General features: G+C 73.5%; 20 protein-coding genes. 6 read left to right on the forward strand and 14 right to left on the reverse strand.

Annotated features, from left to right (window positions below; genetic code table 11):
* Nucleotides 1-11: 11 nt before the first annotated feature.
* From O7611_RS17340 to O7611_RS17350, 3 genes are all read right to left on the reverse strand, one after another.
* A complete protein-coding gene (locus O7611_RS17340) occupies nucleotides 12-2153 on the reverse strand; it encodes a S8 family serine peptidase (RefSeq protein ID WP_194802775.1) in 2142 nt (713 codons plus the stop codon).
* A gap of 258 nt (nucleotides 2154-2411) precedes the next feature.
* Nucleotides 2412-2843, reverse strand: coding sequence for a hypothetical protein (locus O7611_RS17345; RefSeq protein WP_194802774.1), 432 nt, complete (start codon nucleotides 2841-2843; stop codon nucleotides 2412-2414).
* A 41-nt stretch (nucleotides 2844-2884) separates the two neighbouring features.
* Complete coding sequence (locus O7611_RS17350) at nucleotides 2885-3286, reverse strand: hypothetical protein (protein WP_194802773.1); 402 nt, start codon at nucleotides 3284-3286, stop codon at nucleotides 2885-2887.
* A 509-nt stretch (nucleotides 3287-3795) separates the two neighbouring features.
* On the opposite strand from O7611_RS17350, the gene O7611_RS17355 reads away from it, so the two are divergent.
* Complete coding sequence (locus tag O7611_RS17355; RefSeq protein ID WP_269697223.1) at nucleotides 3796-6483, forward strand: CHAT domain-containing protein; 2688 nt, start codon at nucleotides 3796-3798, stop codon at nucleotides 6481-6483.
* Nucleotides 6484-6511: 28 nt separating this feature from the next.
* Here O7611_RS17355 and O7611_RS17360 read toward each other — a convergent pair whose 3' ends face one another.
* Nucleotides 6512-7783 (reverse strand): FAD-dependent oxidoreductase, encoded by a 1272-nt coding sequence (locus O7611_RS17360; protein WP_269697224.1) that lies wholly within the window; start codon nucleotides 7781-7783, stop codon nucleotides 6512-6514.
* Nucleotides 7784-7870: 87 nt separating this feature from the next.
* Between O7611_RS17360 and O7611_RS17365 the strand changes: the two genes are divergently transcribed.
* Nucleotides 7871-8500: a TetR/AcrR family transcriptional regulator gene (locus O7611_RS17365; RefSeq protein ID WP_194802770.1), complete on the forward strand. Its 630-nt coding sequence runs from the start codon at nucleotides 7871-7873 to the stop codon at nucleotides 8498-8500.
* A gap of 35 nt (nucleotides 8501-8535) precedes the next feature.
* Here O7611_RS17365 and O7611_RS17370 read toward each other — a convergent pair whose 3' ends face one another.
* The gene (locus tag O7611_RS17370; RefSeq protein ID WP_194802769.1) at nucleotides 8536-10569 is read right to left on the reverse strand and encodes a hypothetical protein; all 2034 of its coding nucleotides are present in this window, start codon (nucleotides 10567-10569) and stop codon (nucleotides 8536-8538) included.
* 165 nt (nucleotides 10570-10734) lie between these two features.
* Here O7611_RS17370 and O7611_RS17375 point away from each other — a divergent pair, with 165 nt between their 5' ends.
* Nucleotides 10735-13494 (forward strand): matrixin family metalloprotease, encoded by a 2760-nt coding sequence (locus O7611_RS17375; RefSeq protein WP_269697225.1) that lies wholly within the window; start codon nucleotides 10735-10737, stop codon nucleotides 13492-13494.
* A gap of 13 nt (nucleotides 13495-13507) precedes the next feature.
* Here O7611_RS17375 and O7611_RS17380 read toward each other — a convergent pair whose 3' ends face one another.
* The 5 genes from O7611_RS17380 to O7611_RS17400 all read right to left on the reverse strand — a co-directional run bounded on the left by O7611_RS17380 (nucleotide 13508) and on the right by O7611_RS17400 (nucleotide 19977).
* Nucleotides 13508-13972 (reverse strand): hypothetical protein, encoded by a 465-nt coding sequence (locus tag O7611_RS17380; RefSeq protein ID WP_269697226.1) that lies wholly within the window; start codon nucleotides 13970-13972, stop codon nucleotides 13508-13510.
* Complete coding sequence (locus O7611_RS17385) at nucleotides 13960-14451, reverse strand: GIY-YIG nuclease family protein (RefSeq protein WP_269697227.1); 492 nt, start codon at nucleotides 14449-14451, stop codon at nucleotides 13960-13962. The genes O7611_RS17380 and O7611_RS17385 overlap by 13 nt, the downstream gene beginning before the upstream one ends.
* A gap of 36 nt (nucleotides 14452-14487) precedes the next feature.
* A complete protein-coding gene (locus O7611_RS17390; protein ID WP_269697228.1) occupies nucleotides 14488-16119 on the reverse strand; it encodes a bifunctional 3-(3-hydroxy-phenyl)propionate/3-hydroxycinnamic acid hydroxylase in 1632 nt (543 codons plus the stop codon).
* Between the two features lie 188 nt (nucleotides 16120-16307).
* Entirely contained in the window at nucleotides 16308-19406 is a 3099-nt protein-coding gene (locus tag O7611_RS17395; RefSeq protein WP_269697229.1) for a BTAD domain-containing putative transcriptional regulator, read from the reverse strand.
* 31 nt (nucleotides 19407-19437) lie between these two features.
* Nucleotides 19438-19977 (reverse strand): DUF1697 domain-containing protein, encoded by a 540-nt coding sequence (locus O7611_RS17400; RefSeq protein WP_194802765.1) that lies wholly within the window; start codon nucleotides 19975-19977, stop codon nucleotides 19438-19440.
* A gap of 152 nt (nucleotides 19978-20129) precedes the next feature.
* Between O7611_RS17400 and O7611_RS17405 the strand changes: the two genes are divergently transcribed.
* Entirely contained in the window at nucleotides 20130-20543 is a 414-nt protein-coding gene (locus tag O7611_RS17405) for a DUF4260 domain-containing protein (RefSeq protein WP_269697230.1), read from the forward strand.
* Nucleotides 20544-20552: 9 nt separating this feature from the next.
* On the opposite strand, the gene O7611_RS17410 is transcribed toward O7611_RS17405, so the two are convergent.
* Nucleotides 20553-21179: a M23 family metallopeptidase gene (locus O7611_RS17410; protein ID WP_194802763.1), complete on the reverse strand. Its 627-nt coding sequence runs from the start codon at nucleotides 21177-21179 to the stop codon at nucleotides 20553-20555.
* A 185-nt stretch (nucleotides 21180-21364) separates the two neighbouring features.
* Here O7611_RS17410 and O7611_RS17415 point away from each other — a divergent pair, with 185 nt between their 5' ends.
* On the forward strand, nucleotides 21365-22621 hold the full coding sequence (locus tag O7611_RS17415) for a hypothetical protein (RefSeq protein WP_269697231.1): 1257 nt from the start codon (nucleotides 21365-21367) through the stop codon (nucleotides 22619-22621).
* Between the two features lie 24 nt (nucleotides 22622-22645).
* On the opposite strand, the gene O7611_RS17420 is transcribed toward O7611_RS17415, so the two are convergent.
* The 3 genes from O7611_RS17420 to O7611_RS17430 form a co-directional block, all read right to left on the reverse strand.
* Nucleotides 22646-23107: an HAD domain-containing protein gene (locus O7611_RS17420; protein ID WP_194802761.1), complete on the reverse strand. Its 462-nt coding sequence runs from the start codon at nucleotides 23105-23107 to the stop codon at nucleotides 22646-22648.
* 47 nt (nucleotides 23108-23154) lie between these two features.
* Nucleotides 23155-24102 (reverse strand): hypothetical protein, encoded by a 948-nt coding sequence (locus O7611_RS17425; RefSeq protein WP_269697232.1) that lies wholly within the window; start codon nucleotides 24100-24102, stop codon nucleotides 23155-23157.
* An 89-nt stretch (nucleotides 24103-24191) separates the two neighbouring features.
* Entirely contained in the window at nucleotides 24192-25049 is an 858-nt protein-coding gene (locus tag O7611_RS17430; protein ID WP_269697233.1) for an SDR family NAD(P)-dependent oxidoreductase, read from the reverse strand.
* Between the two features lie 294 nt (nucleotides 25050-25343).
* Here O7611_RS17430 and O7611_RS17435 point away from each other — a divergent pair, with 294 nt between their 5' ends.
* Complete coding sequence (locus O7611_RS17435) at nucleotides 25344-26123, forward strand: helix-turn-helix transcriptional regulator (RefSeq protein ID WP_269697234.1); 780 nt, start codon at nucleotides 25344-25346, stop codon at nucleotides 26121-26123.
* Nucleotides 26124-26132 lie beyond the last annotated feature (9 nt).

The following is a 26132-nucleotide window of genomic DNA, read 5'->3' on the forward strand; positions in this document are numbered from 1 at the left end:
GGCCGGTCTGGTCAGGTGCCCCGCGCCGGTTCCTGGGCGCCGCTCGACCAGCGGGTCTCGGCGATGGCGGTGGCGAGCCGCGCCAGCTCCGGATACTGCCGCGCGTACGACGCCACGTGCTCGGCCAGCTCGTACTGGGACTGCCACCGGACCTTCCCGGCCCGCACCAGCGCCCGGTCCAGCGCGAGCGGGTCGCCGCGCAGGTGACGCCGGACGTCCACCAGGACACCGGTGAGCGACTGTTCCTGCTCGTCGGTGCCGGGCAGCGCCGTCACCATCGCCGGCAGCGCGGCGACCGTCTCGTCGTCCATGCCCGGCACCAGGCCGATGAGCGCCTTCTCGCGCGCCTCCGGCCGGGTCTCCGCCAGGTACGCCATCCCCGCCTCGTCGGCGGCCAGGTGACGCAGCGCAGGGTCGCGGCTCAGCTCCGCCACCGCCGCCGTCACGGCCGGCCCGGTGTCGCCCGGAACGGTGTCCTCGGGGGCGGGGTCAGCCGGCACGGCGCCGGCGGTCGACCCGGTGTCGGCGGGCCCGGTGTACTCGGCAGCGGCGACGATCGGCCGGGCGGATGCCGGGGCGGCGTAGGCCCGGTCGGGGCCGGCCTGCTCGGCGAGCGCCGCCTCGGGGACTGCTGGATCCACACGGGTCACGGGGGGTTCCACCGGGACCGCGCCTGCGGACCCGGCAGTCGTGGCGCCCGGTGCCGCCGCGGATGATCCGGCATCGTCGCCCGCTCCCGCCCGGCGGCGCGCGCGCAGGCCCAGCAGGACGGCGGCGAGCGCCGCCAGCCCCGCGAGCGCCAGCAACGCCGCCCGGCGGCCGATCCCAGCCGTGGAGCCGGACGCCTGCTCGGCCGCCTGCGCCCGGGGCGCCTCCTCGGGCAGCACGGCGGTGACGGAGGCGGTCAGGTCGATCTCCGGCGCGACGCCGCCGGTGGTCTTCGCCGTCCTCAGCACCCGGTTGCGGACCTGCGCCGGGTCGAGGTCCGGGTACGCCGACCGGATCAGCGCCGCCTGCCCCGCCACGTACGCGACTGCGTGGTGCGTGCCGGAGCCGGTCACCGGCCGGGTGCCGGTGATGCCGAGGCTCGTCACGTCGACGGCCGGCGCGACCACGTCCACGCCCCCGGACCGGTAGCTGCCGGTGGTACCCCCGTCCGGCCCGATCCCGCCCACGCGCAGCACCGCCTCGTGCAGCGGCACGTCCGGATCCGCCGGCTCCTGCTCGCCGGCGGCGCCGACCACGACCACCACGCCCGCGTCGACCGCCTCGTTGACGGCGGTCACCACCTCGGCCTGCCCGAGGTCCACCTGCGGCCCGAGCGCGATGACGGAGGCGCCGGAGCCGACCGCCGCCCGGATGCCCGCCGCGCTGGCCGCGGCCGAGGCGCCGGCAGTCCTGCCCGCCACCCGGACCGGCATGACCGCCGCGTCGGGCGCGACGCCGGCCACCGCCGACCCCTTCACCGGCTGCGCCACGATCAGCCCGGCCATCGCCGTACCGGTGCCCAGACAGTCGGTGTCACCGCGGGCGCCGCCGGTCGCCCGGTCGACGCCCGTCGTCACCCGGCCGGCGAGCGGGGCCAGGCCGCCGGCGACACCGGAGTCGACGACTGCCACGAGCTGGTCCCGGCCCCGGCTGTGCGCCCACGCCCGGTCGGCGGCGACGCGCGGACCGGCCCACGATGACGTGGCGCGCGACGTCGCGACGGTGCGGCACCCCTTCGGCGGGCGGGCGACCGCGTCACCGTCGGCGGTGCGCTGCCTTTCGTCCGGCGTGGACGTGCCCGGCGCCGACTTAGGGGCCGGCGGGACGCCCTGGCGGACCTCGCTGCCGTACGCGTCCCACGGCAGCACGAGCACCCACCCGGCCCGGAGCCGAACACCGTCGGTGAGGGTGCCGCCGTCCGGCTGGATCCGCCCGCTGTTGAGCGCGAACAGTTCCGCCGCCCGCGCGCCGTCCCCGAGGAACCGCTCCGCGATCTCGGTGAGGTTCTCCGGCTCGCCCTGGTGGGCCGCCTCGACGGTGTAGAACTTGACCGGCTCACCGCCGGGGCGGGCCGCCGACGCCGGGAGGGGCGTCAGCGCGAGCACCGCCGACGCGACGACGGCGGCGAGCGCGGCCCGGGCGGCTGCCCGTACGGACCGGGTCACCCGCGACCACCTCGGGTGCCGGTCACGGGAGTGGCCCCGGACGCTGCGTGGTGCCGCGGACGCCGGGCGCCCGAACCATCCGTCATCGATCCACTCTTGAACCCGGTCGAGAAGACTGTCCATACCAGACGGGCAGGCTAGCATCGCGGGTCCCGATGCACGGCGGTGGTGCACCAGCCGGGTGCTCCGGTCGAGTAGGCGCTCATTCGCGGAGGGCCTACAGCCCTCCGCGAATGAGCGGGACCTACCGCTCCGGTGTCACCGTCCTACGCTGCCCGTCGCCCCCGTGCTCTCCGCATCGGCCAGCAGCCGCCCGATCACGGTCTTCCGCCGGTTTACGACACCGGCGAAGTTCACCAGGATCCCCAGGTACTCGACCGTTCTCGACGCCCACATCTCCACCCGGCAACCCCCGCCCGGGTGTGGTTCGATGTCGATCGACATCGTGATACCACCCCGCATCCCACGTCGCCGCATATTGATCATTCCCGGACCGCTCGTGCCGGTCCACAGCACGCTGCGGGGGCCGCCGAACGCCTCTCGTACGACCTCGACCGCCTGGGCGGGATCGCACGTCGTGTCGACGACCGTGGTAGCGACGGCCTTCCGCGTCTCGATGAACTGCCACACGAAGAAGCCGATCAGTGCGGCCACGATGCCGAAGCAGACTAGACCTTCCACGGTTTTCATTTCCTCCTTGCGATCGGATGACGTCGTCGCCGACTACGGATTCAGCCGCGCTGTGCGCGGATCTGCTGGAGCCGTTGCTGCTCGTAACCGGTGAGCAGGAAGACCGGAAGCCCTCGGGAGGCCTTGAAGGCGATGCCCGCGTCGATCAGCGGCAACGCCGCGGGAATCGTCAGCGCGTCCCCGCTGAACATCTCCCAGACGAGCCGGGCCGCACCGAAGGTCGCGAAACCGCCCTCGTCGTCGGCGACGAGATCGCCCAGGGCGGCCAGGAAGCCCTCCCGGTCGCTGGTCGCGTACTCGTACAGCGATCCGAAGCGGTCCCACATGCCGCTGTCGTCGATGCCGCTGCCGTGCACGTCGAACGAGTACCGGCCGAAGAGATCGAGCCACCGCACCATGTCGTCCGGAAACGGCGAGCTGGGCGGTCGTCGGAAGAATGCCATGCCCGGTGCTGACGGACAGCTGTCCGTCAGCAGACCGATGAGGACCGGCAGTCGGTGCCGGCGACGCGAAGAGGACGGTTGCCGCGTTGGTTCGACGCCCGCCACGTACCTCCTACGGATACCTGGCGCCACCCGAGGCGGAGGTACGAGGTTGGGAGTGCCGCAACGACGGCTGCGGGACCGGTGACACACCGGCGCCCCGGTCGTGGCCGCACCCGTGTCCGTTGTGCGGAAGGGCGACCGACCCCACCTTCGAGGAGCCGTGGGCGCACGAAGCCAGGGGACATCGGATCAGGCACGACCTGAACGGCTCGGACGACACCCAACGGTGGACGGCCGAGGTCGAGCGGCATGTCTGGGCGTACAAGGACGCGCACCTACGAGGTGACCCGGCCGCCGCCCGCCGGGCGTGGCTGGCGCACCGTCAGGCCCGGCCGCCGCGCTGGCAGAGCACCGAGGGCTTCAACCGCACGTTGTGGAGTCTGCACGAGCTGGTCCTGGTCGCCAGCGTGTTCGACGACCTCGACCTCGCGATACATGACCTGCTGAGCCTTCATCCGTTCATCGACACCCGGAACGTGGACGAGGACAACAGCACGCGGACGGCGGCTCGCGGCTACGTATCCATGTGCCTGACGGTGTTGAAGCGCGAATCCTCGCTCGGCCACCCGCAGGAGAACGCACTGCTCACCGCGCTACGCGACGTCGCGGACCGCATCTCCGGCGTCCTGATGAACGACCATCACCGCGACCTTCGGCGCATCGCCGAGATGCGGGCACTGCACGACACTCGTGCCGCTCTCGAACGGAACAGGTCATCGGCCTCCGCACTCGTGGAGGGCATGCCGCCCGTCCTGGCACCGCGTGTCTTCCGCTCGAGGCACGCGACAACGGGAGACACGGCGCACCTCGCCGCCGAAGCCCTGACCGACGAGAACCACGTCCTCGCTGTCGCCGAAGCAGCCATTGCCACGGCGGAGACCCACGGCGACACCGCGCCGCTCGATCAGTTGATCGACCGGCTCGACCTCGCCGGTTCCAGCACCGGTCTCGTACGTCTGCTGCGGGGCCGACGCAACGTACTGACCGGGGACCTCGATGCGGCAGTCGCGGAACTGACGATCGGCGCGCAGGCCGAGGACAGGCTCTCCCGGGCATTGCGGCCACAGATCCTCGCCACGCTCGGACTGGTCGTGGCGGGCTGCCGTCCGCATCGACTCGACGAGGGCATCGGATGGTGCCGGTCAGGCCGCGCCGCCGGCTTGCGTCCGTGGCGCCGTACCACTGCCGCAGACACCGCTCTGGCCAGACTGCTGCTGCGGCGGGCCCTGTCGTCCGCGGCTCCGTCCGCCGACGGCGACATACGCGAAGCGGTGCGCCTGATCAATGGCCGGCGCCGCCCCTGGCACCACCCTGACGCCGACGATCGCCAACTGCTCCAAGAGGCGTTGTCCGCCCTGGACGCGCTGGCCGACACTACGAAGGACGAGCACCGGCACCGGGCGTGGCGCGAGTCCATGCATGTCTCCGGGACCATTGCGGCGCGGGCCCGCCTGGCGGTGGCATGGGCGGAGTGGGCTGTCGGCACCGGTGATCCCGAGTACGCCGCCGAGGCGTACCAGCACCTGGTGGATCTGGCCTCCCAGGACGCTGTCACGCGGTACGGCGCACGCGCGAAGCAACGGGTCCTCGCCGCCGCGCAGGAGTACGCCGAGGAGGCCGGATACTGGCTGGCCCGCACCGGACGCTACCGGGAGGCGGTGCTCGCGCTGGAGACCGGCCGGGCGGTGGGACTGACCGAGGTGATCGGCCGGGACGACGCGGCGGTGCTCCAGCGCCTCCGAGCGGCCGGCCGGGCGGAGCTCGCGGAGGAGTACACGCATGCCGTCGAGGACTTCGACGATCGCACGCGTCTCTCGTCCCCCGATCTACGGCAGTCGTGGTCGCACCTCCGTGACGTCGCCGGGCGCGTCGCGGCGGTGACCGGAGCAGACCCGCTCGCCCTTTTCGCCGACTACGACACCATCGCCGCCGAGACCGACGACGGCGCCTTGGTCTACCTCGGCGCCGCGAAGGCCGGCGGGTACGCGCTCGTGGTCGCCGCACGGCACGACCCGCAGTACGTCGACCTCCCCAAACTGGACCGCGCCACGGTCGCCGAACTGGTCCGCAACGTGGCCGCCGGGGACGGGACGGCATTCGGGCGCACCGTCGCTCTGCGGACGAGCCCACTCCTGCCCGGGCTCCGCGACATCGAACCGCTCGAAGCCAGAAGCGTCGACCGGACGGCCGGGGCGCTTCGCACGCTCTGGGAGGCAGGGCTGAGGGACGTCGTCCTGTGGAGCGCGAGGGGAGAGGTGGTCACGCTGGTGCCCGTCGGCCTCCTCAGCCTCCTGCCGCTGCATGCCGCCGGCGTGCCCGGCATCACTGGTGACGAGGACACCGAGTGGCGTCACGTCGGACAGTTCTCCGCGATCCGGTACGCGCCGAACGTCCGGAGCTTACGACGATGCCGCAGCACGGTCCGACAACTCGCCGGCCCGGAGCAGACACTGCTCGCCATCGACGTGCCCGACGGGCACGGCACGAGCGCAGGCGAACACCTCCGGTATGTGGGCCGGGAGACCGCCGAGATCACCCGCCATTGGAACGGCAGACCGACATGGCCACGGCACGGCTGCACGTGGGCGGAGTTCCACGCCGCAGCTGACGAACACACCGTGTGGCACATCGCCTGCCACGGCAGCGTCGACAGTGATTCGATCATGGACAGCAGGCTGTACTTCGCGGACCGGCAGGTCACGCTCCAGGAGCTACGCCGGACCTTGAAGCCGAGCCGCCGCCGTCTGGCGGTCCTGTCCGCCTGCCAGACCAACCGCAGTGGATCAGCCCTGCCCAACGAGGCGGTCGGGCTGCCGTCCGCCTTGGTCCAGATCGGGTTCGCCGGGGTGATCGCGACCGCGTGGTCTGTCGACGATCTCGCCACCACATATCTGATGATCATGTTCTATCGCCTGTGGCGCCAGGAGGGTTGCGAGCCCGCGGTCGCGCTCAACCGTGCCCAGCTGTGGCTCCGTACCGCCACGCGGACCGATCTGGCCGCCGTGCTGCCCGATGCCGACCCGGCCGGCGAGGCCGGCGACCGCCCCTACGTCGATCCCAGGTACTGGGCCGCGTTCGCCTACACGGGAGCGTGACCGCGATCCCTCGCACCCGGCGGCGGCATCACCGGCCGAGTTGCGCGGCCATCCGGCGGCGCATCGGTGGCACCGCGCCGGCGAGGCGCATCATCGTGCGGAAGGCGGCCCGGCCGAGGCGGCTGTCCGACCCGGCCTGGCGGGCGTTGCGCAGCGACTGCCGTACCGCGGCGAACCCGTAGTCGAGCATCCGCCGCTCGTAGTCCCGCAGCGCCGACAGCAGCGCGGAGCCACCGGCGGCGACCTCGGTGAGGCGGTGACACAGCAGTTCGGCGTCACGCAGCGCGGTGTTGGCGCCGATGCCGGCCATCGGCGTCATGTTGTGGATGGCGTCGCCGAGCAGCGTCACCGACGTGGTCGGCCAGGCGTCGACCGGCGTGGCGCTGCGGAGCCGCAGGGCGTTCACGGTCAGCGGATCGGAGCCGTCGATCAGGTCCCGCAGGGCCTGCGCCCAGCCGTCGATGCGGGCCAGCACCAGTCGCCGCAGGTCCGCCCCGGTCAGCGACTCGACGTCCGCCGGGAAGGCGGCCGCCACGTCGGAGTAGCCCCAAAGGACGAACGGCGCGGCGTTGTCCAGCAGGAACTCCGCCGGCGCGTCCCGATCCGGTACGACGACCCGCCGGTCCGGATGCCACACGGCGGTGAACAGCGACCCCCGGTCCCGTGGGATCACCAGGTTCGTGTCGTGCGTCAGCGCGCGGGGCAGCGTCGCGCCGTCGAGCCGCCGCTTGCCGGCGATCGCCACGACGCCCGTGTCGATCCGGCGGGCGTGCGGCAGCAACTGCCGGCGTACCCGGGAGTTGGCGCCGTCGGCGCCGATCAGCACGTCGGCGGTGGCGCTGCCGCCGTCGGTGAAGTGCGCGGTGACCCGGCCGTCGGCCGTCGTCTCGTAGTGCGTGAACTCCCGGCCCAGGTGGATCACGTCGTCCAGACCGGACAGCAGCACCTCACGCAGGCTGATCCGGCTGACGCCGTAGTGCCGTTCACCGGGGTCGCCGCTGGGCGCGATCTCGTCGGCGGTGAGGCGGACGAGGTCGGTGAGCTGTTCGGTGGTGAACGCGAAGCCGCCCCCGTCCACCGAGACGGTGTCCAGGAACGCCTGCCAGTTCGCGGCCGGGAGGCAGGCGCGCAGTGCGCGGGCGCCGTCGGGGTTGATGTGGATGCGGTAGCCCTGCAACCAGTCGGTGCGGGCCCGGGTGCGTTCGTGGACGGTCACCGCGACGCCCGCCCGGCGCAGGCCCTGCGCGAGGCACAGGCCGCCGACGCCGCCCCCGATGATCATGACGGTCAGGTTCTCCATGACCCGATGGTCATTCGCGCGAGTCAGTATGTCAACCATCTGATTGAATAAATCAGGCAGACAGGTGACACTGATAGGATCTTCGGCATGTCACGGCGGTCTCCCAGCGGCGATCAGCGCAGACGCGACGCCGAACGAACGCGCGAGCGCATCCTGGACGCGGCGCTCGTCGAGTTCGGCGAATACGGCTTCGCGGGCGCCCGCACCGGCGCGATCGCCGCTCGCGCGGGCGTCAACCAGCAGCTCATCTCCTACTACTTCGCCGGCAAGGAGGGCCTCTACCAGGCCCTCCACCAGCGCTGGCGCAGCACCAGCGGCGCCGCCCGGCCCGACCAGCCGCTGGCCGACGTGGTCGCCGGTTTCGTCCGGCTGGGCGCGACGCAGCGGTCCTGGGCGCGGCTGCTCGTCTGGGAAGGACTGGCCGACGCCGGCACCACCGACGCCGACGACGACGAGAGCGACAGTCAGGCGTACTTCACGGCGATGGTCGACGACGTACGCCGCCGGCAGCGCGAGGGCGAGCTGTCCGCCGACCTGGACCCGGCGTACGTGGTGCTGACGTTCTTCGCGGCGGCGATGGCGCCGACGGTGCTGCCACAGGTCGTCCGCCGGCTGACCGGTCTGGACGCCGGCTCACCCGAGTTCCTCGACGCGTACGCCGCCCAGCTCGGCCGGGTCCTCGGTCACCTCGGCGGGGACACTCCCCCGCCGGACTGACCGGGCGTGCCGCGCGGCACGCCCGGCCGGGCGCGTCACGGACAGGGGCCGTCCGCGCAGACGTCGATCACCTTCCCGGTGAGCAGGAACACCGCCTTCTGCCGCTGGGCCCCGGGCTGGGCGCGCGGGAACTCGTGCGAGTCCTCGCCGTACTCCGGTCCGGCGGGCGCGAGGTTGGTCGGCGGCGGCGCGTACGCGGCACCGCTGTTCCACACCACCATCGCCGAGCCGGCGTACGGGTACCTGCGGATCGGCGCGATGCCCCAGAACGGCCGCACGTCCGGTGACCAGCCGTCGGCGAGCGCCGGGGTGTGCAGCCGGGCGCCGATGGTGCGCGCCTGGACCTCCGCCGCGACGGTCGAGACCTGCTGGTCGGCGAAGGCCACGTGCATCAGCACCCGGTGCGCCGGGGTACGCGGCAGCGGCCGGTCGGTCATGTGCTGGGCGTACCCGTTGGCCTCGGACCGGTCCCACAGCATCTGCAGCAGGCCGAAGACGATCTGCTGGTCGATGCGGTCCGGGTAGTAGCCGTCCAGGACGGTCTGGAACGGGGCGAAGTCGACGCTGCGTTGCAGCAGCGTGGAGTAGTTCATCGCGGGCACGCCGAGCACGGAGCGAGTCCAGTCCTGGGCGATGGCGGTGAGCGCGCCGCCGTTGATGCCGCCCTGGCTGTTGCCGTCGTAGTGCAGCCCGCCGGCCACGTCGATCAGCGGCCGACCGGCGGCGTCGCGGAACGCCGGGTGGGCGGCGAACCCGTTGCGGTGGATCATCGTCCGGCCCAGGAACAGGAAGTTCAGGAAGCTCTGCTGGAGCCGGTCGGCCACCGCGGGGAAGGCACTGAGGTCGGTGAAGGCACCCGCCACGTACGGGACGTCGGCGGCGGCCATCCCGATCCAGCTCGTCGCGCAGAAGGTGAAGTCGTACGTCTGCGACATGGTCTTGACGTTGCCGGCGTTGATCTCGGTCGGCCGGCCCAACAGACCGTGGCCGTAGAGCGAGAGGTGCGCCGGTCTCGTGGCGGACGCGCTGCGCGGAATGTTGCAGACGAAGTCGGCCGCCACCGTCGTGCCGGACGGTGTGGGCAGGGCGCTCGGCGTCGGCGGGGTGCCGTCGCCGCCGGGCGGCCCGTAGTGCAGCCGGGAGCCCGGCCCGCCGTCGCCGGTCAGGTAGGACGGTACGGCGACGGTGCCGGTGACCTGCCGGGCGATCAGCGGGTCCTGCTCGGGCGTGTAGTCGGTGACCTGGGTGACGGTGAACGATGGCGCGCGGCGGCCGAGCGCGGCGAACGCGCCGTCCCGGACCGCCAGCATCCGCCCGGTCAGCCCCTGCCGGCTGGCGACGGTGAAGTCCCAGGCCAGGTAGAGGCTGTGCCGCTTGACGCCGGCCCGGGTCAGGTCGGCGAGGATCCGCTTCATCTGGAGCGCGCGGGGGTCACGCCGGTCCAGGCCGGCACCGGTGACGTACGCGCGGAACGCCTTCGGCGCCGGGATGAGCGCGCCGTCGCCGTCGCGCATGCCGCGCAGGCCGACGACGTACCTCGTGCCCTCGGTCAGCGCGACCGCCGGCCGGATGATCAGCGCCTGCCGGTCCGGGTTGCCGGCGGCGTGCGCGTCCAGTTCGGCCCAGTACGGCGTACGCCGCCCGGTGCGGGCGTCGAGCAGCACGATCGGCGCGTCCGGCGCGAGCGAGCGCGCGACGTCGGTGACCGGCGCGATCCGGGTCCGCGCGGCGTCGAGGCCGGGTACGCGCGCCAGGATCGGCGAGCCGGGGCTGAACCCGTCCTGCCGGTTCCACTCCGCCGGGGCGATCGGCACACCGAGCACGTTGGCGGGCATCGCGGAGGCCGCGAACCGGACCCGCTTGCCGGTCGGCGTGCTGCGGTCCGGCACGGTGAAGTAGTCGTTGGGGAACGGCAGCAGGCAGGCCGCCGGGTCGATCGGGTCGCAGGACCGGTTCCCGGCCGGGGCGGGAGGCGCGGACGGCGCCGCGGCGGCCCCGGAGCCGAACAGCACGGCCGACGCGGTCACCAGCGCGGACACGGCGAGACGGAGCCGTCGGGGTGTGCGCACGCGCGTCTCCTTCGACATCGGACGGTGGTGTTCTTCCTACGCTCGTGAACGGATCTCGGCAAGGCCCCGCACATCGACACTGCCGGATCAACGACGAAGAATCCGCAGGTCAGGCACATAGTCCTACGGTGAGTCGCGAAGCGCTCACGTCCAGTGGAGAACGTCATGACCACTCCCGCCCCCACCCCACCACCTCAGCTCCAGGTCGCCCTCGGCACCCCCGGGGACCCCGGCTCGGTGCACGCCGTCACCGACACCGGCACGGCGTTGCTCGTCGCCCATTACCCCGCGTCCGGCGCCGGCCGGCTGCACGTCCTCGACCCCCGTACCCTCGCCCCGGTCCGCCCGTCCCTGCCGGTCGGCCATGAGCCCCGCGCGGTGGCCTGGCACCCCGGACGCGGGCAGGCGTACGTGATGAACCGGGGGGTGCAGAGCTACAGCGTCTCGCGGTGCGACCTGGCCACCGGGACGGTCACCGACATCCCGATCGGCTTCGGGCTGATCGCGATCGCCGTGGACCCGGTCGCCGACCTGCTGTACGTCGCCGACTGGGCGCACAAACGCCTGCAGGTCATCGAGCTGGCGGACACCACCCGGCGGCGCTTCGTGTCGCTGCCGTCGGCGCCGAACCGCCTCGCGGTGGCCCCGGACGGCACCGTCTACGCGGCGCTGTACGTCAAAGGCCTCGTGCCCGCCGACGACGCGCTCGCCGTGCTGCGCCCGGACGGCACGCTCACCGTGGCGCCGGTCGAGCCCGCCCACCTCCAGCCGGGAGAGCTGGCAGTCGCGCACGACGGGATGATCTACCTCGGTTCGCTCGGCGGCGGCACCGTGCATCCGCTGGTCGGCGTGCACGACCCGGACACCGGCCGGCGGCTCGGCGCGGTGGGGAGCGCGGCCGGCGTCCGCGACCTGGCGGCCGTGCCGGGACTGTCCCGGGCGTGGCTGGCGACAGACAAGGGCGTCCAGCTCGTCGACACCACCAACCCGTACGCGCCGCGCACGCTCGATCCGGTCACCACCGGCCACGGCCCGTACGCGGTGGCGGTCACCGCCGACGGCACGGCGTACGTGGGTGACGTGGCGGACGGCACCGTGTCGCTGATCCGTCCGGACGTGGCGGACCTGCCCCTGGACGCCGTCGCCACGCTGCTCACCGAGGCGGGCTTCGCCCCCGCCGCCGGGCTGGGCACGGCGATCCGGGCGTACCAGACGTTCCACGAGCTGCCGGTGACCGGGCGGCCCGACGCGGTCACCGCCGCCCACCTGACCGCGCCCGGCTGCGGCACCCCGGACCGGCCGGCGGCAGCGAGTTTCGTCCTGGAGGGACACCACTTCCGGCACACGAACCTGACGTACCACCTCGGTGACATGACGATGCCGTACGCCCGCGACGAGTTCACCGACGCGCTGAAGCACGAGCTGATCCAGGTGTCGTTCGACGTGTGGCGCGAGGTGCTGGGCGAGAACTGGTACGAGCCGTTCGAGTTCACCCGCGTCTTCGACCCGGCGCAGGCGGACATCGTCTTCTCCGTCGGCGACGACCCGGTGTTCCACGACACCGGCTGGTTCCGGACCGTCTACGCGGTGACCAAGTGGGGGGCCGCTCCGGGCTGGCCGGACACGGGCGGCCAACTTCCGGTCATCTTCAACCGGAAGATCAACTGGGACGCGCACGGGTACTTCGACGTCGACCTGCACGGGCCCGACTTCCGGCACGTCGCCACGCACGAGATCGGCCACGCGTTCGGGCTCAACCACGGCAAGAGCGGCAACGTGATGCACCGCAACGCGAGCTGGTACCGGGTGCCCAAGTCCGACGACCGCAACGGCCTGTTCGCCATGTACGGGCGGCTGCCGTTCACCGACGGCGTCGGCATCCGGGTGCTGCCCGGCGTGGATCATGTCGCGTACTCCGACTGCGAGCGGCACCTCGTGGTGCACTACCCGTCGGGCGACGGGTGGACGTGGACGCGGCTCACCGCGGACGTGGGCGCGCCCCGGATGGCCCGCGGCAGCGCCCCGTCGCCGTTCTTCGCCCACGACGACGTGCCGTCGTACGTCTACGCCGGGGACGGCGGCCACGTCCACCAGATCTGGTACGACCAGGGCCAGTGGTGGTGGGGTGACCTGACGCAGGACAGCGGCGGCCCGCCCGCCGTGCGGTACGGCCCGCACGCCTACCGCAACGGCGACACCCAGCGGGTCGTCTACAGCGCCACGGACGGCCGGACGATCCGGCTGTCCCAGGCGCCCGGCCAGGGCTGGGTCTGGCAGGACGTGTCGGTGGAGGGCGCGGTCGCGGCCGACGGCACGCCCTACGGGTACGTCGACGGCGTCACCGGCCTCGACGTGATCATCTACCGGGACGCCGAGGAGCACCTGCGGATGCTGTGGGAGGGCCCCGAGGGCTGGGGGCAGATCTCGCTGACCTGGGCCACCCAGGCGGAGAACCCGCTACCGCTGACCATGATGCCGGTCTGGGGCGAACACCGCGCCGGCGAGCGGCACCGGGTCTTCGGCCTCGACCACCGGCAGGACATCCGGATGTACGGCGTCGGCGACGACGGCGCCTGGCACACCCGCTCGCTGACCGCGGAACTCGGCCTGCCCGAGTGCAGCGCGTCGGCGGTGCAGCGGCTGCCCGGCGTGGACGGCGCGCCCGACGGCTGGCTGCTGGTCTTCGCCGACTTCGACGGCGGCCTGTGGGAGCTGACCGGGGACGGTGACGCGTGGCAGGCCGAGCGGGTGCAGATCGACGGGATGCCGCCGGTGGGGCGCAGCGTGCTGTCGGTGTGGCTGGGCGGCGACCGGCTCCAGATCACCTACACGGCCGCGAACGGCAACATCCAGTTGCTGTCTCGTTCGCTCGGCGACCACGACTGGCAGCGCACCAACCTGACCCGGGTGTCCGACGTGGTGTGAGCGGTTCCCGTGCTCAATCGGACAGCACGTGCCGGACGAGGTCCGGGCAGTGGGTCTTCCAGTTGAGCGCGGGTCCCTTCCTCATCAGGTCCAGGTTGAGCCGGCGGGCCGCCTTGACGATCCGCGGCCGGGTCAGCGCGTCGTACGCGGCGTCGACCGATCCGAACCGCAGCGCCAGCACGCCCGGCCGGACCCGGTAGTGCGCTCGGGCCGCGCCCATCGCGCGCAGCCGGAGCCGGGTGCGCAGCTGTGACCGAGCCGCAGCCTCGTCGACGTTCAGGCGGATGTGCAGATCCTGCGGCCGCCGCCGGTCGTGGCAGACGAACAGCGTCTCCAGCGAGTGCACGGAGACGGTGAACAGGCGCGGGAAGCTGGCGGAGTTGGTACCCGGCAGCGCGGTCAGTGTCCAGAAGTCGCGCTCGGTCTGCTCCGGTACGGGCATCGTGAGGCGCAGGTACGCCCCGATCAGGCGGGCCATCCCGTCGGTGAACCGGGCGTCGGCGCGCAGCCGGTCGAACTGGTGGGGGTCCGGCGGCGCAGGTCGGCGTCCCCCTCGCGGAGCGCGAGGGGGATCGGGCAGGGCTCGTCGCCGGCCAGCCGGGGTTCCTGCTCCGACGGGGGCAGGATCAGGTCCAGTTCGGCGGCGCCGAGCCGGCCGGCGGTGTGCACGACGTTGCGCAGCCGCACCCCGGCCGACTCCCGCCTGCGGATCTGCTCCCGCTCCTCGTCGTCGAGCCGGTCGCGGGGTACGCGCCGGAAGGCGATCTCGACGATGTCGTGCCACTTCTGGCGGTGCATGCCGAACCGGGCCACCACGTCGACGGCCTGCCCCACGTACCGCTCGCCGTCGGCGAAGGTCAGCTCGTAGATGCCGCACCGACCGCGTGACCTCGGCAGCAGGTGCGCTATCGAACCCACCCCGTCGACAGTCAACCGGTCGACCTCCGCACCGTCCACAGTGCGCGATGATAGGCACTGCTCCCGGACGTCAGGTCACGAGCCCGGGGCCGCCGCGAGTCCCGAGGTGTCCGCCCGGGTCCGGTCTCCGTCCGGCGGTACGCCGAGGGCGGCCGAAAGGTCCCGTGCGGCCTGCTCGACGCCACCGGCCGTGACCACGGCGAACACGAACCGGTCCGGCCGCAGCACCACCAGGTCGGCGCCGTGCCGCCGCAGCCACCCGCCGAGCACCCCGTCGGCGTCCACGACGTCGACCCGGTCCGGACCGCCGGTCGCCGGTGGGCCAGCGGGCGGATCCGGCAGGTCGGCGAGCCGCGTGCCGGACGGGTGGACCGCGACGAACCGCACCGGCAGCCCCGGTCGCCACGCGCCGAGCGGGTCGGCCACACCGGCGCGGCCCAGCACGGCGAAGCCGTCGCCGAGCACCTCGTCGAGCAGACGCTCCCCGGGCGCGCCCGGAACGAGGACCCGCGGCTGGGGGAACATCGTTCCGACCACCCCGTCGCGCCGCCCGCCGGCCATCAGGCCCCGCCGGTACGCCGGCACCGGCTTGAACTCGAACCGTTCCACGAACCGCCGTACCCGGGGGATCGTCTGGACCGCCCGCAGCGCGGCGTCGCGTACCCCGGCGGTGACCCGGTTGCGGGCCAGGAAGACGCGTCCCAGCCGGACGCTCGTCTGCGCCATCTCCACGGTGTGCGGACGCCGCTCGGACTCGTACGTGTCGAGCACGGCGGCGTCGGCGGCGCCGGACAGCACCAGCGACAGCTTCCACGACAGGTTCGCCGCGTCGCGCAGGCCGCTGCACAGGCCCTGGCCCATGAACGGGGGCATCTGGTGGGCGGCGTCGCCGAGCAGGAACACCCGTCCCTCCCGCCACCGCTGCGCGACCAGGTGGTGGAAGGTGTAGACCACCGCCCGGGTGACGGCGAACCGGTCCGGGTCGACATACGGCGAGACGAGCGCGGCGATGGTCTCCGGTCGCCGCATCTCGTCCTCGGTCTCGCCCGGGCGCAGCATGAACTCCATCCGGTAGCTGCCGGCCGCCCCGGGGGACACGAAGGCCGGGCGCCGCCAGTCGCAGACGAACGTGGTGTCCGGCACCCGTACCGCGTCGGACGGCACGTCGCCGGAGACGGCCAGCCACGGCTCGGCGTAGCTCGCCCCGGACAGCGGGATCCGGACGGCGGCGCGGGTGGCGCTGCGAGCGCCGTCGCAGCCGAGCACGTACCGGGCGCGGACCGCCCGCCGCTGCCCGGTGACCACGTCGGACAGCAGCACCGTCACGCCGTCCTCGTCCTGGGTCAGGCCGACCAGCTCGGTGCCGAGCGCGAGCCGCACGTGCGGGAAGCGGTCCAGCCCGGCGCGCAGCGTGTGTTCCAGTCGCGGCTGGTCGAAGAAGCGCAGCGGCGCGTGCCCGTACCCGAAGTCCGTCTCGGACAGCCTCATCCGGGCGAACACCCGGCCCGCGCCGTTCACGTACTCGACGAGCGGCGGCGCGATCGTCTCGTCGCGTATCTCGTCGAGCAGGCCCGCCTGCTGGTAGATGCGCAACGCCTCGTCGTCGCAGGAGAAGGCCCGCGGCTGGCCGTGCGGCGTCGCGCTGCGCTCCACGACCAGCGTGGTGACGCCGCGGGCGCCGAGCAGGTTGGCGGTGAGCGCGCCCACCGGCCCTCAGCCGATGACGGCGACCTCGACCTCCTGGACCTCCTGGTGAGCCGGCGGCTGAACTGATTCCATCGTGGTGCCCCTTCGGAACGTGGTCCGGACGACTCTGCGCCGTCCGGCACCGGTCAGGGCACCAGTCCGGTGTGGAAGGGGTGTGGAGACGGCGTGGAGGCGGGCCTCCACGCCGGTCAGAAGGCGGCGAACCGGGGCAGCAGCAGACCCGCGCCCTGGCCGGCGGCGATCCGCGCGCCGAGGTCCCACTCCGCGCGGTCGCGCCGGGCCGCGCCGCGGATCCGGTGCAGCTCCGCGACGAAGACGCGCTCACCGACCCGGTCCGCCACCGCCAGCGCCTCCCCGGCCAGCGTCGCCGCGGTCTCCGGACGACCGGCGGCCAGGTACGCCTCGGCCATCGCGCACAGCGTGATGGTCCGGGTGGACCGCAGCCCGGGCCGGTAGAACTCGTCGGCGGCGGCGCGCATCGCGTCGAGCCGGCCGTGGTCGCCGCCGCGCGCCGCGGCCCACTCCAGGAAGTACGCGCCGGTAGCGGTCATGTGCGGCAGACCGGTGTCCCGCCCGATGTCCCGGCACCGCCGGCCCGCCGCGTCGGCCGCTGCCACGTCGTGTTCCTGCATCGCCAGCCAGGCCGCGTAGAGCGCCGCGTTCGCGCGGCCGTACGCGTCGTCGAGTTCATCGGCGAGGGCTTCCGCGGCGGCGATGTCCGCCCACGCACCGGCCGGATCGCCGCGCATCGAGCGTACGAGCGCCCGGAAGTTGTGGCAGGCCAGCACCGGACGCCGGCCCACCTCGCGGCGCAGCAGCGCCCGGTCGACGGTACGCAGCCGCTCGATCCCGGCGGTGAGCCGCCGCTCGCCGTCGGCCTGCCGGCCGGTGAAGTAGCCGACCGCGCCCAGCAGGTACTCCCCGGCGACGGCGAGCAGCCCGCTGCCGTCGTCGGGCGCCCGGACGAGCCGCCCGGCGAGGTCGGCGCAGATCGCGAACTCGGCCCGGTTGGCGGCCAGCTCACCGAGCGCCCACAGCGCGTGGCGGATGTCCGCGTCCGGCCCGACGAGCGCCAGCAGCTCGCGGGCCCGGGCGCAGACCCGGTCGACCGCGTCGCTGCCGACGCCCACAGTCATCTGGAGCAGGGCCGCGCGGTGCAACTGGACGGTCAGCTCGGTGTGCGCCGCGTCCGGCGACACCCGCGCGGCGGGGGCGAGCCGGAGCGCGGCACGTTCCAGGTGGCCCAGGGCGTCCTCGTAGGCGACCCGGCGGGTGGCGTCGTCGGCGGCGCGCAGCGACCACCGCAGGTGGTCCTCGCCGTGGCCCAGCCCGATCGCCTCGCCGTAGTGGTGGGCCAGTTCCGCCGGTGCGGCGCCCGCGGTCCGCTCGTACGCGGCGGCCAGCCGGGCGTGCAGCGCGGCCCGGCGCGGGGGGACCAGCTCGGCGTAGGTGACCTCGGCGATCAGCGGATGGCGGAACGCGAGCGCACCCGGCCCGGTCTCGACCACCAGCGCGGCCGGGTACGCCGGGGCGAGGTCCTCGGCGACAGCCTCGGCCGTCCTGTGCAGCGCCGCCGCGAGCACCGCCAGGTCCACGTCGTGTCCGGCGACGCTGAGCAGGTCGAGGCAGCGCCGGGTGGCAGCGGGCAGCCCGGCCAGCCGCAGCCGTACCGTGTCCCGGATGCTCGGCGGCAGCTCCGCGTCGGCGCCCGCGCCGGCCCGGGACCGCAGCAGCTCGGTGAGGAAGAACGGGTTCCCGCCGGTGCGGGTCACGAGCCGGGTCACCTGCGGCTCCGGCGGCGCCACGCCGGTGCGGTCCCGGACCAGGTCGGCGACCGCCGCGGCGTCCAGCCCGGCGAGCCGGACCTGACCGAAGCCGCGTCCGCGCGCCAGCTCGGCCACGGTCGCCACCAGGGCCGGATCGTCGTCGTACGGGCGCAGCGTGGCGACCACCAGCGCCCGGGACGCGGGCAGGGCGGTGGCGAGGAACCGCAGCAACAGCAGCGAGTCCGGGTCGGCGGCGTGCAGGTCGTCGAGGACGACGAGCAGCCCGCGTTCCCGGGCCGCCGCGTGCACGAGGTCCGCCACCGCCTCGTACACCTGGAACCGCGCCGTGGGGTCCAGTCCGCGACCGTCGGCCGGTCCGCTCGGCGCGCCCGCGGCGAACCCGTCCAGCCGGCTCGCCGACCCGGCGGCGCGGGTGTGCGGCAGCGCCAGCAGCGCGCGTACCACCTGGCTCCACAGCCAGAACGGCGGCGCCTGCCCGACGTCCGGACAGCGACCCCAGACCACCGGGACGCCGGCTGCGGCGGCGCGGGCGCCGAGCGCCGCGGCGAGGCTGGTCTTGCCGATGCCGGCCTCCCCCACCAGCGTCAGCACCCGCCCGCCCTGCCCGGTCGCCGAGTCCATCGCCCCCCGCAGGCGGTCCAGCTCCGCATCCCGCCCCACCAGCGCCTCGACGTCCCGCTCCGGGGCCGTCTCGGCGGCCGCCCGGACGCCGGTGTCGGCAGGGCTGCCGGCGTCCTGCGGTACGGCCTGCTCCAGGATCAGCCGGTGCGCCGCCCGGATCTGCTCCCCCGGGTCGATCCCGTACTCGTCGGCCAGGATCCGGCGGCCCTCGTCGAAGACGGCGAGCGCCTCGGTCTGCCGCCCCGACCGGTACAGCGTCAGCATCAACTGCGCCCGGGCGCCCTCGCGCAGCGGATGCGCCGCCACGAACCGGCGCAGCTCCGGCAGCAGCGTCGCGTGCCGGCCCGCGGCGACGGCCGCTGTCAGCCGCCCCTCCTCGGCGCTCACCCGCAGCTCGGCCAGCCGGGCCGCCTCCGGGCGCACCGCGGCCAGGTCGGCCACGCCCGCCAGCGGCTCACCACGCCACAACGCCAGCGCCTCGGTGTACGTCCGTTCGGCGGACTCCGGCCGCCCGCCCGCGAGCGCGTCCGCCGCCCGGTCCACCAGGGCGCCGAACCGGACCGCGTCCACGGCGTCGGCGTCCACCCGCAGCTCGTACCCCCGGGGGTGGCTGCGCAGGACACGCGCCGGCTCGCGGTGGGAGCGTTGCGGTTCCACGGCCCGGCGCAGCCCGGCGACGTAGGTGCGCAGCGTGGTCTGGGCGCTGGCCGGCGGCCGTCCGTCCCAGAGTGCGTCGACAAGCCAGTCGGCGGCGACGAACCGGTTCGGGCGCAGCAGGAACAGGGCCAGCAGTGCCTGCTGCTTCGGCCCGCCGAGGGGCACCACCCGGCCGTTCCGGACCACCTCCGGCGGGCCCAGCACCCGGAACTGCACAGTCACCTCGACGACGCCCCTCGCGCCCGGCGCCGGGTCAGGCCGCCGCCATCTCACGCAACTTCAGCACCGAGCGCCAGTTGCGGGTCGTGCCGACCACACCCGTCTTCCTCTCCACGAAGGCGTTGCCGAGCTTGCTGCGCCCGTACCCGTCGGGCACGTGCACGAACACGTCCCGGCCGACGAGCGTCAGCGTCCCGGTCTCGCCGGGCGGGGACGCGAGCGCCGCCTGCTTGTCCGCGCCGGGGTCGCTGCTGAGCATCGTCACCAGCAGCTTCGTCGGATCGGTCTGCGCGTCGACGTACGGATTCGCGGCGATCATCGCGTCCAGCTCGGCCAGGCTGCGCAGCAGCACCGGCACGTCCCGGCCCCACCGCCGCGTGATGCCCCGGCCGATCTCGGCCAGGATCGCGGCCTCGTCGGTCTCCGGGCAGCCGAACACCACGTTGCCGCTCTGGATGTAGGTCGCCACCTGGTCGAAGCCGCAGGAGACGAAGACCTCCTTCAGCTCCGCCATCGCCATGGAACTGGCGCCACCGATGTTCACCGCGCGCAGCAGAGCGACGTATCTCGCCATGACTCGGGATGGTAACCGGCCGTGGCGTCACCGTGGTGCGTCAATGACCTCGACGCACCGGCCCACAGTCGCCTGCGTACGCTGTCCGGGCAGGCCGACGGCGCGAGCCGGCCGCCTCCGCGCCGGCCCCGGCACCGACATCGAGGTGGGAGATGCCGCAGCTCAACCCCGTGACGACGCAGCGCGTCGAGGCCGCCGTCGTCGCTGTCCTCGCCGTCGTCGTGACCGTCGCGGCCGGATACCCGTGGTGGTCGCTGCTCGCCCTCTTCCTCGTCTTCGACCTGTCCATGCTCGGCTACCTGCGCGGGCCGCGCCTCGGTGCCGCCTGCTACAACCTGGCGCACTCGTACGCGCTGCCGGCGGCGCTCGGCGCGGTGGCCGTGGCGGCGGCCGCGTCCGACGACCGGATCGACTGGCTCGGCGTCCTGGCCGTCGCGTGGGCGTTCCACATCGCCGTCGACCGCGCGCTGGGGTACGGCCTCAAGACGGGCGAGGGGTTCGAGCACACCCACCTCGGCCTAATCGGGAAGGCCCGCCGCACCCGGGCCACCACCGACGGACGCTGACCGCCCCGGTCACTGGCGCGGCGGCGCGCAGTTCGCGCTCGTCAGCCGCACCGAGTACTCGCGGTCGTCGGACGTGATCCCGGAGGGCACGCCGTCGAAGTGGGCCTCCACCTTCTCCCAGCCGCGGCGCTGCTCGTAGTGCAGGTGCGGGGCCCCGGAGTTCCCGGTGCTGCCGACCCGCCCGAGCTGGTCGCCCCGGGCCACCCGCTGACCGGCCTGCACCGACGGCGGTTCGAGCAGGTGCAGGTACTGCGTCTCCCACTTGCCACCGTGGTCGATCTTCACCCAGTAACCGCCGCCGCGCCCGCGCGGCCCGTCCGGATCCTGCGGGGTGCGGCCGCCCAGCGAGCCGTTGATCCCCGCGACGGTGACGGTGCCGTCGGCGGAGGCGAGCACCGGCCTCCCCCAAGCCTCCCCCGAGGTCGGGAAGAGGTCGACGTCGTAGTCGTCGTGCCCCGGATAGGTGGACAGCCGCCACGTCTCGCCGCACGCCACCGGGAGCTGGAAGTCCGGTCGCGGGCCGGGCGGCCGCACCAGCGGCACCACGACCGCCGCGACGGCAGCGAGCGCCCCGAGGACGCCGACGATCAGCAGGACGCGCGGGAGACGGGAGCCGCGTGGGCGCTCGGTGGTCATCGTTTCGAGCATGACAGGCCGTGTCCGGTGGCAGACACGGGTCTGCCGATCAGCGACGCACTGGCTAGTCTCATGGCGCTCGCCACGACTAGGAACGGCGGAACGGCGTGACGGACCATCAGCAGGTGCCGGTGTGGACCCTGGCGACGGAGCCCGGGAAGATCTCGCGGGCGGCGGAGCTTCCCGTGGACCACAAGGGCATGTCACCGGAGCGGCTCGCCGGGCTGCGGCAGGCGCTCGCCGCCTTCCTCGACACGCCGCTCGTCACGGTGGAGGCGTACCCGCTTCCGCCGATGACGGACGTCCGAGGGGGACGACTCCTCGACGCCGCGTCGCCGCTCGCGATGGAGCTCCGACGACTGCTGAAGACGCCGAATGCCGGGTCCGCGGCGACGGCCGCCGCAGGGTCGACGGAGACGCTGTACCGCATGGTGGTGCCGAGGTCGGTGGCCTCGCAGCTCGGTGACGGTCTCGTCCGGTCCATGCCGTCCAAGGCCGTCGCGGGTGGCATCCACGGCGACATCCTCGGCAAGACGGGCATCGTGCAGAAGGCCACCTTCGTACCGGTGGCGGCCGACGCGTCCCGGCCAGGCGTCACGGGGGCGGTGAGCGGCACCGCGAAGGCGGCGACCACCGCCGGTATCGTCACCGCCGCGGCATCGTTCATCCTGCTCGCCGTGGCGACCGCCGCGAGCGTCTACGCCGAAGAGCAGCGTCGTAAGGCCATGGAAAGGGTCACCGAGCTTCTCGAGGAGCTGACCGCCGAGAACCTCGACGCGGAACGCGACCGCCTCCACGGCGCGACGGCGGCCGTCGAACGGGCGACCGCCCTCCTGCTCGACAAGGGTGAGGCGGGACATTCCCTCGGGCTGGACGCGGCCGTACACACCGTCGACACCGCCATCGCCGCGGCCCGACGCAGGGCGGGCGCATGGCGGGCGAAGGTCGCGGCGTTCTCCTCCGACGGGGTGGAGGTCGCCGACCTCATCAAGGCCTTCCCCGGGATCGACAAGCCCGACGGCGCCTTCCGCGTCGAGCTCCGGCTGGCTTCACTGGCCATCGCGACGAAGCGACGGGTCGCGGTGCTGCAAGCCGTGGAGCACGCCCAGAAGTCGCCCGAGCTCAGTTTCCGCCGCTTCACCGCCATGCTGCAGGACGAGCAGCGGAGCGTGGACGAACTACAGGACGAACTGCACGCGCTCCTCGGCGCCCTCGCGGACCTGCGGCTGCGGGCACCCACCAAGAGCTTCACCGATCGCCTGCTGACCCAGGGCGAGGTGAACAACCTGCTCGAATGGCCGGGCCGCCTGCGTCAGCTCGCGGCCGAGGAGACCGTGTCCGTGTCGGACCTTCCCGATGTCGAGATCGGCCTCGTCGAGAAGGAGGACGGGAAGGTCCTGGTGCTGCCCACCCGGGCGTTGCCACGAGACCGGGTCGCTTAGGGCGCGCGGACGCCGGCACAAGGCCTATCCCCTCAGCCATCGCGCGACAGCCTGGTGGTCCGCGTCGGTGAGGCCTCGACGCGCATCGACGCGGTGCATGAGCGCCGGCGCGCCGTGATTCCCTGCTACCCACCTCCGGTCGGCGTCGGTGATCTCGTCGTCCAGCCAGACGAACCGGCGTCCGGCGGCCCACTCGACGAGTCGCCGCGTCTTCCAGTGCAGCCGACCGTCGTCGTCCTCGTCGTCCGGCCAGTCGACGACCGGCAGCGGAGGCAGGCCGAGCCGCGGCGCGAGCACCTCGTTGGCATCGTGCATCCAGGTCGTGGCCCACACCAGATCGCACGGCAACGCGGCGAGCCGGCGGCCGTGCCCGGCGTCCAGACCGGCCAGCAGCGGGTTGACACCGTCCTCCGGCGGCCCGGCGGAGCCGCCGAAGGGCAGGAGCGTCCCGTCGACGTCCAGGAACAGCAGCGGACGATCAGTCATCGCCCACCGGGCGGAGGGGTTCGCCGGTCCTGGCGTCCATCCGGGCCTCAGCCCAGCTCGACGACGGGCCGGGTCAGGATCTCGTCGGCGTACCCGTCGTCGGAGGCGGTCCACCGGCCGAAATCCTCGTCGCGGTACGCGGTCGCCAGGGTGAGCCAGCCCAGGAAGAAGCCGCTGCCGCCGCAGGTGGCACCGCCGCCGTCGCCACCGCACACGACGGTGCGCTCGGTCGTCGCCTCGTGCCGGTAGGGATCCTGCCCGATCGCCAGACCCCAGAGGTTCTCCTGCCGGTGCGGGCCGGTCCTGTGGTCGTACGGGTAGCCGTCGCCGGGGCAGTCGTCGCCCCAGCGGAACAGCGTCGCCGCACCGGCGCCACACGCCCACTCCCACTCGTCCGGAGTGGTCGTGCGCAGGCCGAGGTCGGCCAGCCCGGCCATCGCGTCGTCGTAGGAGACCTCGCGGATCGCCCGGGCGCGCACCACCTTCCCGGTCGTCCGGTCGAACTCCACGGTCAGCCCGTCACCGGACCGGAAGGTGCGCACCCCGCCGAACCGGCCCCCGGCCGCCGCGACCAGCTCGCGCACGCGCGGGTCGTCCGGCGCCAGCGGCACCTCGCACGGGTCGAAGGCGTCCACCGCGACCAGCATCGCCCGCATGTCGACGTCGCGGACGGGCGACGTCATCGAGTCGACGTACTCGGTCAGCGACGGGAGGCCGAACTCGGCGGCGCTGTCGGCGTAGTCGGCGGTCTGGTGCGCCGCGGGACGGAACCGGGCCGCGTCGTAGCCGAGCGCCGGGCGGCCGCCGGGGACGAGCGCGAACCGCATCCCGCCGCGGTCGAACAGGGCCGTGCGGTGCGACCGGCCCGCGTACGCCCTGTTCTCCACACCGGCCACTGTCAGCTCGTGCCGGCCGGCGATGTCCTGCGCCAGCCGGCCGGCGGCGCTGTCGGAGAGGTCGTTCCACTGCGCGGAAGTGAGATCGGCGTACGACACCGCGAAAGGATAGCCACGGCCTCCGACAACACCGGATCGACGCCGAGCTGTCCGGCTGCACGTCAGCGCGCGACCCGTCGGCGAGACGGTCAGGCGCCGTCGGCGTCAGTGGTGAGCGCGAGTTCGCGGCCTGCTTCGATGTCGGCGAGCAACGTCGCCACGCGGGCCTTGGCCAGGTCGTAGGAGTCGGAGCCGAGCACCTGGTGCAGCGGGGCCTTGCCGCCCACCGCCACCTCGACGACGGCGGCCGCGGCCTTGACCGGGTCGCCGAGCTGGGTGCCGGGCATGGCCAGGTGCGCCTCGGTCATCTCGCGGACCGCCTCGTAGCCGTCGGTGGTGGTCGCCGGCAGGCCGAGCGACGAGGGGCGCAGGAAGTCGGTACGCGTGTACCCGGGTTCCACGACGGTGACAGTGATGCCGAGGTGCGCGACCTCGGCCGCGAGCGCGTCCGACAGGCCCTCCAGGGCGTACTTCGCCGAGCAGTAGAGGCCCCAGCCGGGGAAGGCGGTCAGCCCCAGGATCGAGGAGACGTTGACGATGTGGCCGCTGCGGGCGGCGCGCATGCCGGGCAGGACCGCGCGGAGCACGTTCCAGACGCCGAAGACCTGCACCTCGAACATCGTCCGGACCTCGGCGTCGCCCGCCTCCTCGACCGCGCCGAGGAAGCCGTAGCCGGCGTTGTTGACCACGACGTCGATCCCGCCGAAACGGTCGGTGGTGGCCCGGACTGCCGCCCTCACCGCCGCCTCGTCGGTCAGGTCGAGTTCGAGGGGAAGCAGCCGCTCGCTGTCGACCGGGCCGAGGGCCGCGGCGAGACGCTCGGCCGAGCGGGTCGTCGCCGCGACGTTGTCGCCCCGCTCCAGCAGCTGCGTGACCAGTGCGAGGCCGATGCCGCGGGACGTGCCGGTGACGAACCACGTGGCCGGACCTGCGGTGGGGTAAGGCATGGGAACTCCCGATCTCGATGTCGTCGTGTCCCCGGGCTGGGACACAGATCAATCGTGGGTACGACAGACGGCCGAGAACACAGCCGGACGAGCCCAGCGCTGCCTGGGAACGGCGTACCCACCCAGACGGTGTCGCGGACGGCGTTCGCGGCGGATCATCGAGTCATGGCGGGACACTCAGACCTGGGGCGGTTCCTCCGTCAGTGCCGGGCCGACCTGACTCCGGAGGCGGCCGGCATCGCCGCCGCGGCGCAGGGACGCCGGGTCCGCGGGCTGCGCCGCTAGGAGGTGGCGATGCTCGCCGGCGTGAGCGTCGACTACTACACCCGCCTCGAACAGGGCCGGCACGCCAGCCCGTCGGCGGCCGTCGTCGACGCCCTGGCGCGGGTCTTCCAGCTCGATGCCGCCGCCCGCGCCCACCTCGCCGACCTCGCGCGGCCGGCGAGGCGCAGCAGCCGGCAGACGCCGGCCCAACGGGTACGCCCGGCGATGCACCAACTGCTCGCCTCGATGACCGAACACCCCGCGCTCATCCTCGGCCGCCGCACGGACGTACTCGCCTCGAACGCCCTCGCCCGCGCGCTCCTCACCGACTGGACGCTCCTGCCGCCGAGGCACCGCACCTACATCAGGTGGGTCTTCCTCGACCCGGGCGCCCGCGACGCCTTCCTGGACTGGCCCACGGTGGCCGCCGACGTGGTCGGCACGCTGCGTCTCTACGCCGGGCGTAATCCCGACGATCCGCAGCTCAGCGAGCTGGTCGGCGAGTTGAGCATCAAGAGCCCGGAGTTCCGGACCTGGTGGAACGGCCGCCACGTGCACGAACGCACGCACGGCACGAAGCGGATGAACCATCCGGCGGTCGGGCCGATCACCCTTCACTACGAGGCACTCGCCCTGCCCGGCGACCCGGACCAGACACTGTTCGTCTACACCACCGATCCCGGCAGCCCGTCACACGACAACCTGCGGCTGCTGGGTTCCCTGGCCGCCCGGGCCGCGTCGACGCGTGGCCGCACACCGCCGCACGAGGCGCCCGACGCGAGCAGGACCGAGCCCTCCAGCCCCGCCTGACGGCGGCCG

It is taken from the genome of Micromonospora sp. WMMC273, assembly GCF_027460285.1.
GTDB classification, from domain to species: domain Bacteria; phylum Actinomycetota; class Actinomycetes; order Mycobacteriales; family Micromonosporaceae; genus Micromonospora; species Micromonospora aurantiaca.